At 69.5% G+C, this 16,676-nt stretch carries 13 protein-coding genes and 3 pseudogenes; 8 read left to right on the top strand and 8 right to left on the bottom strand.

The window, feature by feature from the left end:
• Window positions 1-133 (top strand): annotated as a pseudogene (locus tag ACFYX3_RS41670) (IS256 family transposase); the annotation flags it as partial.
• A gap of 733 nt (window positions 134-866) precedes the next feature.
• Here ACFYX3_RS41670 and ACFYX3_RS41665 read toward each other — a convergent pair.
• Window positions 867-2,315: an aKG-HExxH-type peptide beta-hydroxylase gene (locus tag ACFYX3_RS41665; protein ID WP_389025318.1), complete on the bottom strand. Its 1,449-nt coding sequence runs from the start codon at window positions 2,313-2,315 to the stop codon at window positions 867-869.
• 87 nt (window positions 2,316-2,402) lie between these two features.
• Window positions 2,403-2,534 (bottom strand): hypothetical protein, encoded by a 132-nt coding sequence (locus ACFYX3_RS41660; RefSeq protein ID WP_389025316.1) that lies wholly within the window; start codon window positions 2,532-2,534, stop codon window positions 2,403-2,405.
• A gap of 433 nt (window positions 2,535-2,967) precedes the next feature.
• On the opposite strand from ACFYX3_RS41660, the gene ACFYX3_RS41655 reads away from it, so the two are divergent.
• Window positions 2,968-6,285 carry a BTAD domain-containing putative transcriptional regulator gene (locus tag ACFYX3_RS41655; protein ID WP_389025314.1) on the top strand — a complete coding sequence of 1,106 codons (3,318 nt, stop codon included), beginning with the start codon at window positions 2,968-2,970 and terminating at the stop codon, window positions 6,283-6,285.
• Between the two features lie 73 nt (window positions 6,286-6,358).
• Here ACFYX3_RS41655 and ACFYX3_RS41650 read toward each other — a convergent pair whose 3' ends face one another.
• The 4 genes from ACFYX3_RS41650 to ACFYX3_RS41635 all read right to left on the bottom strand — a co-directional run bounded on the left by ACFYX3_RS41650 (window position 6,359) and on the right by ACFYX3_RS41635 (window position 10,855).
• The gene (locus ACFYX3_RS41650) at window positions 6,359-7,333 is read right to left on the bottom strand and encodes a helix-turn-helix domain-containing protein (RefSeq protein ID WP_389025312.1); all 975 of its coding nucleotides are present in this window, start codon (window positions 7,331-7,333) and stop codon (window positions 6,359-6,361) included.
• A 717-nt stretch (window positions 7,334-8,050) separates the two neighbouring features.
• Window positions 8,051-8,197, bottom strand: a complete 147-nt coding sequence (locus ACFYX3_RS41645) for a hypothetical protein (protein ID WP_389025310.1) — start codon at window positions 8,195-8,197, stop codon at window positions 8,051-8,053.
• Window positions 8,197-8,343: a hypothetical protein gene (locus ACFYX3_RS41640; protein ID WP_389025308.1), complete on the bottom strand. Its 147-nt coding sequence runs from the start codon at window positions 8,341-8,343 to the stop codon at window positions 8,197-8,199. Before ACFYX3_RS41640 ends, ACFYX3_RS41645 begins: the two co-directional genes overlap by 1 nt.
• A gap of 970 nt (window positions 8,344-9,313) precedes the next feature.
• Window positions 9,314-10,855 (bottom strand): alpha/beta hydrolase, encoded by a 1,542-nt coding sequence (locus ACFYX3_RS41635; protein WP_389025306.1) that lies wholly within the window; start codon window positions 10,853-10,855, stop codon window positions 9,314-9,316.
• A gap of 814 nt (window positions 10,856-11,669) precedes the next feature.
• Here ACFYX3_RS41635 and ACFYX3_RS41630 point away from each other — a divergent pair.
• The 4 genes and pseudogenes from ACFYX3_RS41630 (at window position 11,670) to ACFYX3_RS41615 (ending at window position 13,665) form a co-directional block, all read left to right on the top strand.
• Window positions 11,670-12,164, top strand: a complete 495-nt coding sequence (locus ACFYX3_RS41630) for a helix-turn-helix domain-containing protein (protein WP_389025304.1) — start codon at window positions 11,670-11,672, stop codon at window positions 12,162-12,164.
• Window positions 12,165-12,366: 202 nt separating this feature from the next.
• Window positions 12,367-12,624 (top strand): transposase, encoded by a 258-nt coding sequence (locus tag ACFYX3_RS41625; RefSeq protein WP_389025302.1) that lies wholly within the window; start codon window positions 12,367-12,369, stop codon window positions 12,622-12,624.
• Window positions 12,625-12,636: 12 nt separating this feature from the next.
• Window positions 12,637-12,975 (top strand): annotated as a pseudogene (locus ACFYX3_RS41620) (IS701 family transposase); the annotation flags it as partial.
• Window positions 12,976-13,227: 252 nt separating this feature from the next.
• Window positions 13,228-13,665 (top strand): SRPBCC family protein, encoded by a 438-nt coding sequence (locus ACFYX3_RS41615; RefSeq protein WP_389025300.1) that lies wholly within the window; start codon window positions 13,228-13,230, stop codon window positions 13,663-13,665.
• 81 nt (window positions 13,666-13,746) lie between these two features.
• On the opposite strand, the gene ACFYX3_RS41610 is transcribed toward ACFYX3_RS41615, so the two are convergent.
• Window positions 13,747-14,457: an SDR family NAD(P)-dependent oxidoreductase gene (locus ACFYX3_RS41610; protein ID WP_389025297.1), complete on the bottom strand. Its 711-nt coding sequence runs from the start codon at window positions 14,455-14,457 to the stop codon at window positions 13,747-13,749.
• Between the two features lie 759 nt (window positions 14,458-15,216).
• Here ACFYX3_RS41610 and ACFYX3_RS41605 point away from each other — a divergent pair.
• Window positions 15,217-15,708 carry a DUF427 domain-containing protein gene (locus ACFYX3_RS41605; protein ID WP_389025295.1) on the top strand — a complete coding sequence of 164 codons (492 nt, stop codon included), beginning with the start codon at window positions 15,217-15,219 and terminating at the stop codon, window positions 15,706-15,708.
• Between the two features lie 73 nt (window positions 15,709-15,781).
• Window positions 15,782-15,961 carry a DUF6480 family protein gene (locus ACFYX3_RS41600; protein WP_376582866.1) on the top strand — a complete coding sequence of 60 codons (180 nt, stop codon included), beginning with the start codon at window positions 15,782-15,784 and terminating at the stop codon, window positions 15,959-15,961.
• A 50-nt stretch (window positions 15,962-16,011) separates the two neighbouring features.
• On the opposite strand, the pseudogene ACFYX3_RS41595 reads toward ACFYX3_RS41600, so the two are convergent.
• Window positions 16,012-16,640: pseudogene (locus ACFYX3_RS41595) on the bottom strand (IS630 family transposase).
• Window positions 16,641-16,676: the final 36 nt, after the last annotated feature.

The following is a 16,676-nucleotide window of genomic DNA, read 5'->3' as shown; positions in this document are numbered from 1 at the left end:
GTGCGTCTGCCTGGCGATCATGTCCCTCGACCCCACCGGCAAGGGGCAGTCCCGCTGGACCCTGCGCTGGAAGACCGCCCTGAACGCCTTCGACATCACCTTCGACGGCCGCCTCTCCGCAGCCCGTCAGTAACCCCAACCACCCCTGTTACACCGTTCGATTGACAGACCCAATCCCAGCGAACCCGGACACGTCGATGTGCCGGGCTCCACTGCCGTCCGCACGGAGCGTGCCGATTTGCGCGCTTTCCGTCAAGGCTCCGCGAAGATCGCACACTCGTGTGCGTCCCGTACCCACGACACCCCGGGACAGCCGGTCCGCGGCGGGGGCGTGCCGCCCGAAGCCGGACGGTCCTGCAGAGCGGGACGACAGAACGGCGTGGCAGGAAGGACGAACCTGGTGCCGCGGCGCTCTGGCACGTGTCCGGCCGTTGCTGCCACTCGCGGTTCATCCCTGTGGCAGGCACATCTCGACGAGCTCGACGCGCGGTTCCGTGCGGCAACGACCCCGTGGCCCGACCGAGTCGAAGACGACGAGCTCTGGTGGGAGCGGCGCATCCCCCGACTGCTCGAGGCTGGTGCCGCAGACCCGCGCGAAGGAGGCCGGCCCTCGGGCTGGGACGTGATGCCTTTCCCCAAGCCGGGCTCCGTCCATGTGATCGTCTGCCCCCATACCCCGTGCAGTCGAGTCATGTCGGCGCGACCTCCTCAGGCAGTGATCGTCAGGAGGGAAAGCAGACTCCGGGCCCCGGCCCGCCTCGTGTCAGCCTGCAGGAATCATCGGTTCCTCGCGCCCGCGCCCGCGCCCGCGAGTGGCATGTGCGTGCGTTGGTGGAACGCAGGGCGCGGGACATCGTACGTCCGGTTCAGCCGACGACGGGTTCGACGAGGCCGGCCGCGACCAGGCCCGCGAGGCCGGATGCCAGTCCGGCGGGGTCGGAGCCCCTGTGCTGGGCGTACCGCTCCTGGATCGCGGCGAGTTCACGGCCGTCGCAGAGGGCGTAGATCAGCCAGGCGTGCTGGTTGAGCCAGCGGAACTTCGCGGCGTCAGGGGCGAAGGCCAGCAGCTGGCCCTGCTCGGGCAGGGGGCAGACGGCGACCGGCTCGATCTTGCGGTAGCCGCGCGGATCCGGCTGCGGCACGTGCGGAGCGGAGCTCGGGATGGGCTCCCGGGCGGCGTTCGTCCGCACGGAAGGCGCCAGGGAGGCGGCGGCGTCCATCAGCCATTCGACGAAGCGCCGTCCGGCCGGTGTCAGTGCCCCGCCGTGTACCTCAAGTGCCTGCTGCCCGAGGTAGGCGGCCCGTTCGGCGCTCGTGGTGTACCCGCCCTCCACCGCGGCCCGGCTGCCCGGGGTGGGCACACCGACGTCCTCGGTGACCGGCGGCTCACCGAAGCGCTCGCGGAGGTCGGCAGGGGCCTCGCCCGCCGCCGCGAAGAACAGCACCATGTGCGCGTACACGTGCAGTGCGGCCAGGACCCGGGTCAGCGACCACGGGGTCAGCCGCCAGGGAATCTCGATCTCGTGGCCCGGGTCGGCGACGAGCGAGCCGGTGCGCAAAACGTCGAACTGTTTGAGGTGCAGTCCTTCGTGCAACAGGATCTCCGCGGTCATCCACGGATCGCGCAGGTGCTCCGGAGCGATGAACAGAGCCGAGGGCAGCGGATCGCCGCCGGAGAGCGAGTACAGCTCACCGTCGTCGCTCTCGGCCCGGGCCAGGCCCACCAACGAGATGTGCGGGAAGACTCCCGCCCCGGTGTACGGCAGCAGTTCGGCCAGGAGTTCGGCGCCCCGGGAGAGCCCCGCGAGCAGCTCCTCGTCAGGGCTGATCCGGCGAGCCCCGCGCATATCGGCGAAGGTCCCGTCCTTGAGCTCCTCCAGCCGCCGGGCGAGCGGCAGTCCGGCCGACTCCGGCTCGACCTCCGTCCACACCCAGCCGACGCCACGGCTCGCCCAGGGGCGTCGGCGCGGGGTCATCAGGCGTTCGCACGGCCCCAGCCCGTCCTCGGCGTCGAGGTCGACCTCCGCGAGGTGCGGCGCGAACTCGCTCGGGTCGTGCCGGTTATTCTCCAGGGCGAGCAGGTCGTCCTCGAAGGCGTTCCTCAGCACCGGGTCGTAGAGGAAGGGGCGCAGCACGGCGTCGTCCGCCTTGCCGAGCCGCTCGAACCGGTCGGCCGCGTCGGGGAACCGACGGGCGAGCATCGTCAGGCCCAGCCGGTAGCGCGCGATGTTCCTGGCCTCGATCGCGTCGGCGGCGCCGAAGTGCGGGTCTGCTCCCAGGATTCTGTCTATCTGTGTGTACGACGACGACAACATTCACCTCGTGAGGCGTCGGGACGGTACGGGCGAGGACACGGCAGGCCGGCCGCCGGAAGTCCGACGACCGGCCTGCCGCGATACGGCTTACTTCGCCGCACCGCCCGGCGCGAGGTAGGGCGGGACCCAGGCGCGCTCGTACTGGGCATCGGTGGTGATGCTCGGCGCCGACTCGGCAGCCACCCGCATCTGGGGCATTTCCACGGTCTGGGACGGCATGTCGTCTCCTTGCTCCACACCCGGCAGGGTGTTCACGGACAAACGGTCTGCCGGATCGGCCGCCGCGGCCGTCCCGCTGCGTGGCCACCATCGCCACGGAGCGGGGTACTTACGCCTCGGCGTCGTCTCCAGCACTGATGAACCTAGATTCGCGGGACGCACCGGTGTGTTCCTCGCGTGCAGGATCGCTCCACGTTCCGTGCAAACCGCTCCCGTGCGTGGGTCCACGCCTCGCCCGCGCCGCACGCAGGACCACCGTCCTTGTCCACGCGGGCAGCCACCAGCCCGGCACCTCCAGGCTCCCCCGCAGCCTCCAGAGCCGCTCCGGAGGCTCGTGGCACACGGAAAAATCCTGCTCATGCGCTGTCCTGACCTAGCATGATCACCTCGCGCCATCACGCGACCGACGTCGGCACAGACGGGGACACCGGCCGTGTCAAGGGGGAAGACAGTGGAGTTCCGTCTTTTGGGGCCGGAAGAAGTCCTGCACGAGGGTCAACCGGTTCCGATATCGGCGGCGAAGCATCGGGCGCTGCTGACCATGTTCCTCCTGAGGTCCGACCGTGTCGTCATGACGGAGGACCTGATCGACGGTCTGTGGGGAACGAACCCGCCCAAGACCGCGAGAACGACGCTCCACAACTACATCCGACGGCTGAGGAAGGTCCTCCTGGCATGCGGGGCGGATCCCCTGCTCACCGAGCCGGGCGGGTACGTCCTGCGCCTGGAGTCGCACTGGCTCGACGTCCATGCCTTCGACGACCTGGTGGCACGAGCCGAAGGCGCACAGGAGCGCGGCGACCTCCTCGCCTCCTCCCAGCTCCAGAGACGGGCTCTGGGGCTCTGGCGCGGCAAGGCGCTGGAAGGAACGGCGTCCCGGTATCTCGCCGAGGTGGAGGCGCCTCGCCTCGAAGAGGCGAGGCGTTCGGCGTTCGAGAAGCTGATGGACATCGACCTCCGCCTCGGCCGCCACAACGCCCTGTTGGGCGAGATGCGGCGCGAGCTCGCGCGGGAACCGCTCAGGGAACGGTTGCGTTCCCAGTACATGCTGGCGTTGTACCGGGCCGGCCGGCGCGCCGACGCGCTGGACGTCTACCGTGAGGGACGTCGGGTCCTCGTCAAGGAGCTCGGTCTGGAGCCGGGCCCCACGCTGCGCGAGATGGAGCGCGCGATCCTCGCCGACAGCCCGGCCCTCGCGGCACCGACCGCAGCCGCTTCCCTTACCGCCGTCTCCCGGAACGCGGAGCAGGTGCCTCCTCCCAGGCAACTACCGCCTGACGCGGCTCATTTCACGGGTCGCGGCGCCCATCTGCGAGCCCTGGACGAATGGGCCGGGGCCTCGGGCGTCCACGGACCGATGGTCATCACCGCCATCGACGGGCAAGGAGGCATGGGGAAGACCGCGCTCGCGGTGCACTGGGGTCACAGCGCCCGAGCGCGGTTCCCGGACGGGCAGCTCTACATCGATCTGCGGGGCTACGCGACGACCAGACCGGTCACGTCCGTGGAGGCGCTCGCGGGTTTCCTCTACGCGCTCGGAGTCCCGGCGGACCGGATACCCGACGATCCCGACCGTGCCGCGGGTCTGTATCGCACCCTGCTGGCCGAGAAACGCGTCCTCGTCGTCATCGACAACGCCCGCAGCGCCGACCAGGTACGCCCTCTGCTTCCGGGAACCCAGGGGTCCCACGTGGTGGTGACCAGCCGGGACGTGCTGGCCGGCCTGGTGGTCCGAGACAGCGCCCGCCATCTCAGAGTGGACGCCCTGACTCCGGAGGAGGCCGCAGAGCTGCTGGAACGTCTGCTCGGAGCGTCCGTCGTAGCGGCCGAGCCGGAGGCGACGGCAGAGTTGGCCCGACTGTGCTGGTACGTACCCCTGGCACTGCGGGTCTCGGCCGTCAACGTACGGGAAGCCGGCGGGGATCGCCCGGTGGCCGGCCACGTCGATCGGCTGCGCGACGAGGACCGGAGACTCGCCGCGCTCAGTGTGCCGGACGACGAGGCCAGCAACCTGCAGGCGGTCCTCTCCCTGTCCTACCTGTCGCTGTCCCCCGACGAGCGCAGGCTCTTCCGCCGCCTCAGCCTCGTCCCTGGACCCACGCTCACGGCGGCCGGCGCTTCCGCCTTGCTCGGGCTACCCGTCGCACGGACGTCGCAGCTGCTCAGGCGACTCGTCGCCGTCCACCTCGTCGATCAGACCGACCCGGACGCGTACTGCCTCCACGACCTGCTGCGGCTGTTCGCCGAGAGCTACGCGGCGACGGACGAGAGCCCCGAGGAGCGTGCCGCGGCCCTTCGGCGCCTCTACGACCACTACCTCACGGGCGTACACGCCGGGGCCCGGCTGCTCTATCCGGAGAAGCTGCGCGCGTTCGGTCCCGGCCAGGCCGCCGGGCACACCGACGCGGAGGCCGCCGTCGACACGGACGCGGACTCCGCCCGAGGCGCGGAGGAAAGCACCGTCGGCACCGTGGTCCTGCCCGATCAGACCGCGGCACGCCAGTGGTTCAGGCGTGAGCACACGAACCTGGTCATCGCGGCGCAGAGAGGTACGTCGCTCGGCCTGCCCGCCGCCTCCTGGGAGTTGTGCGACGCCCTGCGCGGATACTTCTGGCTGGTCAGAACCGGTCCGGACTGGATCTCCGTAGCGGAGGCGGGGCTCAAGGCGGCGCAGGGGGCACACCACCCGATCGGCTCCGCCACCGCCCGCATCAGTCTCGGCGACGCGCACCGCAGCCTCGGCCGGTACGAACGCGCGGCTCAGCACTACGAGGCGGTGCTGGCAGACGCGGAATCCGCTCACTGGGCCGAGGGCAAGGCCCAGGCACTCATCAACCTGGGCCTGGTCGGCATCCTCACGGGGAAACTGCGCGACGCGGTCCAACACTACGAGGCGGCTGTCGACGCCCTGTCGGCGGACTCGCGGTGGAACCTGCTCCGGCTGAGCACGGAGGGCAACATGGGCCTGCTCCGCCAAGAGCTCGGGGACCTTCGTCAGGCCGAACGACACAACGCCACGGCGCTCGAACTGAGCCGAAGCATCGGCTCCAGAGGAGCCGAAGGAGTCACCTGGGGCAACTTGGGCCAGGTTCTCGGGCTCCTGGGGCGCTCCGATGAGGCACTCGAGTGCCTCTCCGAAGCCCTCGCCGTCCACCGGGAGCTCGGCAACCGCGGCAGTGAAGCGGAAACTCTCAGGGGGTTGGCCGACTGGCACCGTGACAGAGGCGACCACTCCACCGCCCTGGACCTCGCCCTGGCCGCCGCTGCACTGGCAGACGAGATCGAGGAGGGGCGTCTTGCGGCGGCCACCCTCCAGACCGTGGCGTCCGTGCGCACCGCTCTCGGACAGCTCACCGAAGCCGAGGAGATCTACCGGCGGGCGCAGGGCCTCGCCGAACAGACCGGCGCCCGGCACACAGAGGCGGCGATCCTGATCGGCAGGGCCGAGGCGCGCCTACTGCAGGGCGATCTCGCCGAGGCCGACGCGTACGTCCGGCACGCCCTGGAACGAGCCCGCCGCGAGGGCTACGGAATTCTGGAGGGGCAGGCTCTGACGGTCATCGGCCGCCTCCGCCTCGCCGAGGGGCGAACGGTCGAGGCAGCCGAGCACGCCGAGCACGCCGTGTCGATCCTGGCGGAGACCGGCCACCGAAGCGGCCTGATCGCCGCACAGGAGATGTTGTCCCACGCCCGCTCGCAAGCGCCGGGCGACCAGGACGAGGAGTCGGGCGCGCCAGAGCCGCCCGCATGATCTCCTGCGCCCGGCGCTTCCCTCCAGGCCCTGGCGAGGTGTCCTTGCGACGGTGCGCGCCGGATCCGACCCGTCAGGCGGCGGACCAGTCGGGCGGTGCGGTTGCCGAGGCGGTCGCGCGGTGTTCGGTGGGGCTGATTCCGTATACCTCGCGGAAGGCCCGGCTGAAGCTGCTCGGATTGGTGAAGCCCCAGCGTGAGGCGATGTCTTGGACGCTGAGGCGGCGCAGATCCGGACGGGCGAGGTCGGCGTGGCAGCGTTCGAGGCGGCCACGGCGGATGACCGTCGCAACGCTGGCGGGTTGCCGGCTGAAGAGGCCGTACAGGGTACGCAGGGATATGTGGTGCCTGCGGGCGATCGTCCGCGGCGTGAGGTCCGGGTCCGCGAGATTCTGGGCGATGAAGCCGTGAACGCGTCTCAGCAGTGTCTGCGCCCGTGTCTCGTCCGTGCCCGTCTCCAGGACTCGCAGCTGCTCGGTCAGACAGGCGGTCGCCAGATCGAGGGCGATGGCGCCCATGCGGCTCTGCTCCTCGTGCCGGCAGTCGGCACCGTGCTCGAGCAGTGTGGCGAGAAAGGCGGCGAGGACGGCGGCACTGCCGCTGCCCGTGGGGATCGGCCGCGCCAGGAGCAGCTCGACGTGATCCGGTCGCAGGGCGAGTGAGGCGCGGGGTATGTGGAGGACGACGGCCCACACCTGGCCCTCCGCTTCCGCGGGACGGACGGCTGCCGGGCGTACTGGGTCACTGAGCACCAGAGTGCTCCGGGGCGGCGCCTCCATGCCGGGCGGGGCGCACGGGCCGCTCGCGTCGGTCATCCATGCCAGCCTGTACTCGTCGAGGCCACCGTTCGGGATCGGAAGCCGCAGGCTGTCCCGGCCCCCTGGCAGGACGTCACCCGCCGTCAGCCGCACCGGTCCCAGACCCAGACTCCTGCTACAGGCCCCGCCCTCGCAGGTCTCATCGACGTAGACCTCCTCGGGGGAAACGCCTTCGGCGAGGACCTCTTCCCGGACATCGAGCCGGTGTCCCGTGCCGCGTGCCCGGGACACGTCGGACAGGACTCCATCGGACACCGTCTCGCGGAAGGACTCGAATCGACCCGCCGCCGAAACGACAGGAGCCGACACGCTTGACCAGCCCACCCATTCCCCCTTTTCCCACTGCGAAAGCAGTCGTTGCTCTCCGGTGCGCTCCAGCCCTTCGGCGGTGAGCGACGTCCGTCGACATCACGTGTGCCGGAGGCGGGGACGACAGACGGGCGGATCACATGTCTGCCGCGCCTGCGACCAGTGACGACGGCTCAAGGATCACCGCCGGGCGCTATCGGCCGACTAGCGCGAGGACGAGCCACCACGAGGGATGATGCGCTCGGGCACGGACCACACCAGGTGCCATCGGCCGCGTGGACGGGGCGGGCGGCGGGCGGCGGCCCACGCCGACCGGGCCACGGCAGCACCGGTGCTGCCCTTTGGCGCGTCCCTCAGCACCGGGCCCGCTGGTCCGGGACCGTGCGTGGCCAGGTCGCGCCCTGCCGCCGTCAACGAGCGGACGACCCGCGCACTTCCGCCAGAGACGCGGGAGACTCTCACCGATGGCTCAGCACGTTGACCACCCGTCCGTTGGGGTCACAGACGAAGAATCACCGAACGCTCCCTCTTCCTGGCACCGCCATCGATCAACGGCGATACGCGGCGCCCGGCCACTCGGCTTCCGGCGCGCCGCCGGAACACTTCTCGTATGGCCAGGGCCGTCAGGTCGTCAGGTCGTCAGGTCGTCAGGTCGTCAGAAAAAGCATCCGCACCGGGGCGCGGCGACCATCGGAACGCCCACCAGGGCGATCCAGCGGATTCCGCGGCGGAGAGGGTGCCGGCCAGGAGTTCCACGGCGAGGAAGACGGCGAGGCTGCCGCGCATCAGCCAGTGCGATCCTGAGGGGAGTCGTTCGTCCACTCGGCCTCCGAAGCGGCCTCCATCGTCCGGGCGATGCCCTCGCCCAGGACGATGAGGGTGAACAGGCCGGGCCGTTCGTCCAGACGGCGCGGGTCGACGTGGGCGATCACCGGCAGCCGCGGAGCCTCGGCTCGGCCACCGGGCTCGGTGGCGTCTTCTCCTCGTGGCGGGCCGGATCCGATGCGCCGCGGCTGCCGGCTCGGGCGAAGGTGAGCGCGAGGTCGACGAGCAGCCCGGCCGCCCACAGTCAGTACCGGGTGGGTGCCTCGGCCCACGGCAAGACAGTCCACGGCACGACGCCCGCCGAGAGCCGGGCCTTCGGTCAGTCCGCCAGGGCCTCGCCGCGCCCCCCTGCCACGCGCGCGAGTCCAGCAGCCGGACGAGAACGTGGGCGAGCGCGAAGGCGCTCGCGTGCTCGGTACGGACCTCCGGCACGACCACCGCCATGACCGCGGGTCCAAACATGTCGACGAGGACGGTGCGGGTATGCGCCTTCTCGGCGGCCACCTTCCCGTACGTCACGAAACACATCCACGCTGTCCAGAAGGCGGGTACGGCACGCAGTGCGGGGCCAAAGGGCCGAGTAAACATAAGCGAAAATACGGGGCGGTTCGCTGCTTATGTGGGTGTTCTGACGATCTGAGTCAGCCGGGCGACGAACCGTTCCAGCCGGACGCCCGCCGGTCTGCCGTGCCGCGGGCGCGCACGGCAGGCCGTCACGGCGAGCCTTTCTTTGATCCGGAAGCCCTCGGCGAGCTTCGCGTACGTCGTGTGCGCGCAGACAGACCAGGGCGATGAGCACGTGCGTCAGGTCCAGCGCTGCTGGATAGGTGACCGACAAGGCCTCCGGTCGCAGCGGTTGAGACGTCAGACATCTCGAACCACCGCCCGGAGGCCTCGTCTGATATCCACGGACCGGCGTCACCCGATCGGCGACCACCCTGAAGATCCTTGGTGAACGGCTAGGGCGCCGCGGGTGGGTGATCGAACCGAGGCAGCGTCACCGACGACGCTCGCCCGACCGCGAGCCCAGACCTTCGTCGGCTGCCGCCGCGCTTCCTCCTGGGGCAAGTCCCCAGATCAGCTGCAAGTACGGTCCTTCGCGGGGAGCCGACCTGTCGTCAGGTAGCGGGTGACGTCGGCATCAGCACAGGACGGGCGGCCGGTCACCAGCACCCCGTGGCCTTCACCGCCCGCGATCGTGACCATGCGGGAGCCGTGCAGGGCACGCCGCATGCCCTTGGCCATCACCAACGGTGTCTGCGGGTCCCACTCGTTCTGCACGATCAGCGCGTCGACGCCGTTGTCCACCGCCGTGGCCGCCTCACGCGGAGCGGACTTCCAGAACGCGCAAGGCTGGACGTTGGCGCCGAAGTCGCCCGCCAGGGGGCGGGCGGCGCGGTCCCGAATCGCGTCGCGGCGGTACTGCTCGGGATCGCGCGGCCAGCTCCGGCCCTCGCCGCACAGAACGGCCCAGGCGACCGACACCACGTTGTCCACGTCCGGCGCTTCGGCTGCCGCCTCGGTCACCGCAGGCACGGCAGCACTCGACCCGGCCGGGGGCGCGGCGCCCGCCGCCGCAGCCTTGAGCGCGACGATGAACGGCGTGACGGCCTCGACCTGCACGAAGGCCCGGTACTGCGCACGGATCGTGTCACCGTCGAACGGCTGGCCTTCCAGCACGATCGGCGTGCGGTCAGCACTCGCGACCAGGTCCCAGAACGCCGCGCGCACCGCCTGCGGGGTCGCACCCAGCCCGTACGTCGCATCGCGGGCCGCGGTCCACTCCGTCCAGCGGGTGAAGGCGAGTTCGGCCGCCTCGGTCGCCCCGCGCAGCACGCCCCGCCAGACCAGCGCCGGGTCGAGCGCGCTGTCGAGCACGAAACGGTCCGCCCGCCGGGGGAATATCTGGGTGTAGACCGCACCCAGGTAAGTACCGTACGAGTGCCCCAGGTAGGAGATCTTCCGCTCCCCCAGCGCGGCCCGGACCACATCCATGTCCCGCGCCGTATTCCGGGTGGTGATGTGCGGCAGCAGGTCCCCGGCCTTCGCCCAGCACTTGTCCGCCACGCTCCGGGCCCGGGCCACGTCCTGCCCGAACGTCCCGGCGGAGTAAGGGTGGTCGAGGACCTGCTCGTCCGCCGCCAGAGCACAGTTGACCGGCGCGCTGCGTCCGACGCCGCGCGGGTCGAAGCCGATCAGGTCGAAGCGCTCACGCACCCCCGCCGCCAGCAGCGGCGCCATCTCGGCCGGCATGGTCAGCCCCGGACCGCCCGGACCGCCGGGGTTCATCAGCAGTACACCGCGCCGCTTCGCCGCACTGCCCGCCTTCATCCGTGACACCGCTATCCCGATGCTCCGCCCGTGCGGATCGCCGTAGTCCAGCGGCACCTTCACCGTCGTGCACTCCAAAGACGGCGGCTGGTCCTCCGCGCAGCGCTCCCACCTCAGTTGTTGCCGCCCGAACCCCTCGAGCGGCTCCTGGGCCGCGAACGCGGTCGTCGGCGTGAGCGCCGCCAACACGGCCGTCGCCGCCCCGGCCGTCAGGATGGAAGTCGTTTGTCCAGCTCGCAGCACCGTGCCGCCTCTTTTGCGAAATTCGGTCTCTTCGGATCGCCTCAAGTCTCCGATCCGAAGAGACCGCGCCCCGTCCTGCTACGGGATGGCTTCATGATCCGACTCAAGTACCGGCGACCACCCCACACCCCTACGGGACCAGCACCACCAACCCTGAGCCGGGAAGACCAGCCGCGTCGGTCACCACCGAGCACCCAGCGGCCCATCACCGGTGCGGTGGCCCGGCTGGCGGGCAGTCGGCACGGAGGCAGGCGACGCGTAGGCGGCACGACGCGCGTCGGCAGCGGGCACAGCGGGCGGCCGGGAGCCGACGGCGGCCCCGCAGCGCAGCAGCAGCAGCAGCAGCAGCAGCAGCAGCAGCCGAACGGCCAGGGCCCGCCGGCAACACGGCGGACAGCGACGGACCCGACGGCGTCCAGGCGGGCCGACGAGCACGAACGACCGACACGGCAGGGACAGCGGGCGACGATGACACTGCAGCAGGTACACGACGCCAGGCTGCGCCCTGGGCCGGCGCAACGACGGGACCGCAGATCGAACGGCGGGCCCGACGAACACTGCCGGCCCCGCAGCAGCACCACGCCCAGACACGGCGCCCCAGAGGCTCCTGCGCCGGCCGGCCCATAGTGCGCCCGGAAGCGGGCGGCGGCCGGCGGACGCGGCGGCGCAGCGGGGCAACCGGCGCGGACGGTCCTTGACTCGGCTGTCCGCATCCCGGCACCGGTGCTGGGGGGCGTCGGTCACCGCCGCACCTCCGCTTCTTCGGGCGCCTCATGCCGTTCGGCTTGGTCCGCCACGTGTCGGGGTAGGGGGTGCTATTGATCTTTTCGTTAGTTCTGCTGGTGCGGCGGAGTCGTTGGTGGGACCTGATGCCGTGTCTTTCAAGCCTTCACCTGTGGTTCCTCATTTGACTCGGCCGCAGTTGGCCGAAGCCCGGCGTGTGCGGGCGGCCGAGTTGTTCGATCAGGGACGCTCGGGTGCCGAGATCACGCGGATGCTGGGGGTCAGTGACGAGAGTGTGCGGCAGTGGAAACGGGTCTGGGAGAAGGACGGCGCCGATGCTCTGCGCCGACGCCCGGCCACCGGTCGTCCGCCCAAGCTGGATGATGCACAGGTCGAGCGGGTGCGGACCGCGCTGGAGCAGGGCGCTCAGGGGCATTACTTCGAGGCCGATCTGTGGCCCCTGGAACGAGTCGACCTGGTGGTCGAACGAGTGATAGGGGTGACGCTAAGGGGACGGCGAACGCACATGCCTGGATCGTGTTTCTCGACGAGTCAGGCGTCTCGCTGCTGCCCCAGGTCCGCCGCACCTACGCGCCCCGCGGCCACACGCCTTTCCTGCGGCACCGGATGAACTGGAAGGCGCGTCGACGGCAGGGGCCCTGGGATTCCACTCCACCGACTCCGATCGCGGTCCTCGGTTGCGCTTCCACCTCAAACCCGGCAGCTACGACACCGCCGGACTCATCGAGGTCCTGGAGCAGATGAAGACCTTCTACCGCGGCCAGCGATTGGTCCTGGTCTGAGACGGACTGCCCGCTCACCGGAGCCGGGCGATGCGGGCCTGGGCCGCCGAGCAGGACTGCCCCGCCCTGGAGCGATTACCCGCCTACGCACCCGAGCTCAACCCGGTGGAACTGCTGTGGTCCTCGCTCAAGAAGCGTGAACTCGCCAACCTCGCCGGCGACCACCTCGCCGATGTCGCCGACGCCACCGGACAGGGCATCCGCCGGATCAACGACAACCCCCGACTGCCCTGGTCCTTCCTCGCCCGCACCGGCCTCATCCTCCACCCACCAACCCCACAGAACTAACGAAAAGATCAGTACTTCGCCTATGCACCGGTGGCCTGCACCGTTGCCGACCTGGCTCGCGTGGCCGGGATGCGCTGGGCAATCGAGGAGTGCTTCCAGGCCGTGAAGAACGAGTGCGGCCTGGACGAGTACGAAGTCCGCCGTTACGTGGGCTGGTACCGGCACATCACACTCGCCATGCTCGCTCACGCCTTCCTCGCCGGCCTCGCCGCCGACGAAGCGGTAAAGGGGGCTGCAGAAACGACCCCACCAGCAGCATCGTCCCACTCACCCTGGCAGAGATCCGCCGGCTCCTGGAGCATCTCGTGCCCCCACACCGAACCAGACACGACCCTCGAGATCACACACTGAACTGGTCCCACTGGCGACGACGTCGGCAAGCCACCACCCGCCGCTGCCATTATCAGAGAAGAACCAGTTCAGGACACGATCCACTGCTGGAGTACTAGCTGAGTCTGCGGCAGGAACGGTCGGTGGCCTGGCATCCTCACTTCGTGGAAGGGAACCGAGCCACCGGCTCGACGGGGTTCTACGAGGTGCAGCAGAAGTACTGGCTATGGCCGATTCATACGAGCCGTTCGAGCCGTCCCGGGAGGTCTTGTAGTGATCATCGTGGAACGTGACATCGTCCTTCCCGTCACGCTGGACGAGGCCGTCTCCTACTTGGAGGACTTCCGTCGCACCGAGCATTGGGACCCGGGGACGGTGCGCTGTGTCCGGATCGACCAAGGGTCGATCCGGCCGGGCGCCACATGGCGGAACACCTCTCGCTTCCGTGGGCGGACCACCGATCTCCTGTACCGGCTCGAAATCAGAGATCCGGAACACCTGGTGTTCGTCGGGACGAACAAGTCGGTCACGGCGACCGACGACATGCGCTTCGAGGCGCGACCGGGTGAAACTCTCTTGAAATACCAGGCGTCGCTTCGCTTCAAGGGCCTGGCGAAACTGGCAACTCCTTTCCTGAGAGCGGAGTTCGAGGCGCTTGCGGACAAGGTCGCCCAACGCCTCCCGTCCGCTGTCGCGGAAAGGCATGACTGAGGTTCACCCCCCACCCGTGCCCCCGCAAGGCAGCAGGTTCCCGCCTGCTTCCTTGCCGCTCCTCCCCCTCGGTCCGCCGTTTCACCGGGCCCGGCGTATGACGACGGACGTGCCGGCTGGGTCCGAACGCAGAAGTTCAGCGTCTGCCGCCAACGCGTCCGCCACGGCTACCGCCACCTCACGCGGATCACCGCCCTTCGGTAGCGGCGGGGCCGTGCCCGCCACAGGGCGATCGGCGAAACCGGTGTCAAGGTGGCCGGGCCGAATCTCGAGTACCCCAACGCCGGCGCTCCGCGCTTCGCGACGCACAGCATCGAGCCAGGCGCTCAGCGCGGCCTTCGAGGCGCTGTAGTCGGCCATCCCAGGCTGCGGGCGCTCCGCCACCGCACCGGTGACGGCGGCGATCGCAGAACCCCGCTCCAGGACTCCGAGCGCGGCACGAAAGAACGCGACGGGGGCGAGGTAGTTGACAGCCACGAGGTGCTCAGCGATCTCGTCACCCACCTGCCCCGCCCTGCCGAAAGCCACCGCTCCGAAGGCCACGACAACTGCGTCAAGACCCCCGAGGGCCGCCGACGCGCGGTCGACGACCCAGGCGCATGACCTGGGGTCGTACGCATCGAACAGAGCGGTCGGGATTCCTGGATATATCTGTGCTGCCTGGGCCAGCCTGCTCGGATCGCGGCCGGCGAGGGCCGCACGCGCACCGCGGCCAACCAGTTCGGCAGTGATCGCACCACCCAGGAATCCGCTGGCACCGGCCACAAGGACACGCGCGCCGTTAAGCTCCATACTTCGCTCCCGTACGCGGAATCGACGAGTCATATCCGGTCGATGAGTACTTCGTACCTCGGGCCGTCCATGGATGCGGCCGCCCAAGAGCGGCATGCCGTCAGGTCCGCCGCGTTCCGCAAACCTCTCGCACGGCTCGCGTGCTCGACGTCGGCGCGCCCTGCACCGATCCGGCCGGCCGGTGATCCCCGCACCTACCGGCACAGGCCGAAGCGGGGTGGGAGGGCTCAGCGGTGAAGCCGATCGCATCGCAGGCATCGCGCCTTCGACGGTCAGCACGGCGCTGTGCTGCCATGCGCTGGCGTGGATGAGGGAAAGGTGGGCTCCCTCGTCTGCGAAAGCCACGGCCAGACCGGTGACACACCGGCAAGATCAATACTGTGGTTACGCAGCCGGTGACTCCGGCGGACGGGGTGATGGTGCACGCCGTGGCCGCCGCCTCCGTGGAGATGCGCTGGCGCTGCTCGACGTCGGCTACGACTGCTACGTCCCACCAGAGCGTTGTGCGTGTCGCCGCTCGAGCCTCGCGTGTGGAGGAAGAGGTCCATGCCTGCGCCGGTCCTCGCTCGCTGTGGGGGCGCGCCTGGCGCGCGGTCCACCAAGCTGGTTGAGGCTGTGCCCCCGCAGCCGCTGCTCATGCCCCACAACCCTCTGTCCGCCAAGCGGACGGGCCGGTACGTCCTCAGGGGTACTCGGCTGAAGTCCCTGCATCCACGGGGCTGGCTGCCGGGGAAGTCCTGTACAAGAGGGTGATCGCAAATGAGCCAGGTCCACGGGCGGCAGAAGCCCGCCGAGTCGGTCTGGGACTATCCCAGACCTCCCCGCATGGTTCCTGATGTGCGTCACATCATCGTTCGCCACGTGGGAATCGTCCTTGCCGACTCCCGACGGTGCATCCGCGTCTTGGAGACGAGCCACCCACCGGTCTTCTACGTGCCGCGGCAAGACATCCGCATGGACCTTCTGACGCAATCGACCCGGCTCACGCGCTGTGAATGGAAGGGCGTGGCGTCGTATTGGACCTTGAAGGTTCTCGGGAGAACCGTCAGGGACGTGGCCTGGAGCTACGAGGAGCCCGACGCCGCCTATGCTGCGCTCGCCGACCATGTGGCCTTCTACCCCGGTCGTGTCGACAGCTGCACCGTAGACGGAGAACGCGTGCTTCCACAGCCCGGTGGCTTCTACGGGGGCTGGATCACCGACGAAATCGTCGGCCCGTTCAAGGGAGTCCCTGGCAGCGAAGGCTGGTAAGCCTGCGCGCAGATCCCTCAAACACGGAAGGAGCGGACTCACCCATCACGCGAGACGGACCCGGGAGAACCTCATGTCCGCACACAACACCCCGCCTGGTGAAACGCCACCCGCGGAAGGATCTACGGCAGAAGCTCACCAGGAACGCCCCGACGGCGGCCTGTGGGAACACCCCAAAGCCTTGCTGATCACCATCGTGCTGGGTGCCTTGATGGTGGCAGCCTTCTTCATCGCCCGCATCGCCGGCTGGTGAGCCCGAGCCGGCCGTCATCCATGGGGTCGCCTGTCCTGAGTACCTATTGATCAGAAACTCCGGGTTTCGGTGGCGAGTTCGGCCTGGTTTCTGGCCCGGTGGGTGTGGTGCAGGTTGCGTTTGCGGTCGGCGTTGACCAGCTCGTCGGGGTCCAGCTCGGGTGAGTACGAGGGCAGGAAGCGCAGCTCGACCTGGTCCTTGTGGTCGGCGAGCCACGCCTGTACGGCCTTCGAGCGGTGGGCCGAGTGCCGGTCGACAATCAGGTGCACCTTGCGGTCGAAGTGGCCGACGAGCCTGGCGAGAAGCGGCACATGACCTTCGCGTCGAAGGTCTCGGTGAAGACCATGAAGTGCATCCGGCCCTTCGTACTGATCGCGGACATCGCGTTCACGGAGAACCGGCTCCCGGCGCGGCGGACGACCGGAGTGACTCCTTTGGCGCCCCAGGTGCGGCCGGTGAACTGGTCTGAGCGGATCCCGATCTGGTCGCCGAAGAGGACTTCGGCATTTTCCGCCTTCGCCCTGGCCCGGATCGCCGGCCAGGTCTCCTCGAACCAGATGCGGACGGCCTGCGGATCCTGCTCGACAGCCCGTTTGTCCGGCCTCTGGAAGGTCAGGCCACCACCTCCTAATGCTGTTGTCAAGCCGCCGTTGTGACCGGGAGTCCATCTTGGTAGCACCGTCCGTCACGGATCAGGGCCCACAGGACGTTCACA

The sequence above is a fragment of the Streptomyces sp. NPDC002463 genome, from assembly GCF_042889835.1.
In the GTDB taxonomy this organism is placed as follows: Bacteria; Actinomycetota; Actinomycetes; order Streptomycetales; family Streptomycetaceae; genus Streptomyces; species Streptomyces nymphaeiformis.
Note: the sequence above shows the minus strand (reverse complement) of the source record. Positions and strands in the feature narration are given on the sequence as shown.

What these genes read in the sequence shown, in the direction of transcription:
- ACFYX3_RS41605 (WP_389025295.1), top strand. Translation starts at nt 15,217, where the DNA reads ATGAGCCAGGTCCACGGGCGGCAGAAGCCCGCCGAGTCGGTCTGGGAC.
- ACFYX3_RS41660 (WP_389025316.1), bottom strand. Translation starts at nt 2,534, where the DNA reads ATGCCGTCCCAGACCGTGGAAATGCCCCAGATGCGGGTGGCTGCCGAG.
- ACFYX3_RS41600 (WP_376582866.1), top strand. Translation starts at nt 15,782, where the DNA reads ATGTCCGCACACAACACCCCGCCTGGTGAAACGCCACCCGCGGAAGGA.
- ACFYX3_RS41645 (WP_389025310.1), bottom strand. Translation starts at nt 8,197, where the DNA reads ATGCGCGGCAGCCTCGCCGTCTTCCTCGCCGTGGAACTCCTGGCCGGC.
- ACFYX3_RS41610 (WP_389025297.1), bottom strand. Translation starts at nt 14,457, where the DNA reads ATGGAGCTTAACGGCGCGCGTGTCCTTGTGGCCGGTGCCAGCGGATTC.
- ACFYX3_RS41665 (WP_389025318.1), bottom strand. Translation starts at nt 2,315, where the DNA reads ATGTTGTCGTCGTCGTACACACAGATAGACAGAATCCTGGGAGCAGAC.
- ACFYX3_RS41625 (WP_389025302.1), top strand. Translation starts at nt 12,367, where the DNA reads ATGCGGGCCTGGGCCGCCGAGCAGGACTGCCCCGCCCTGGAGCGATTA.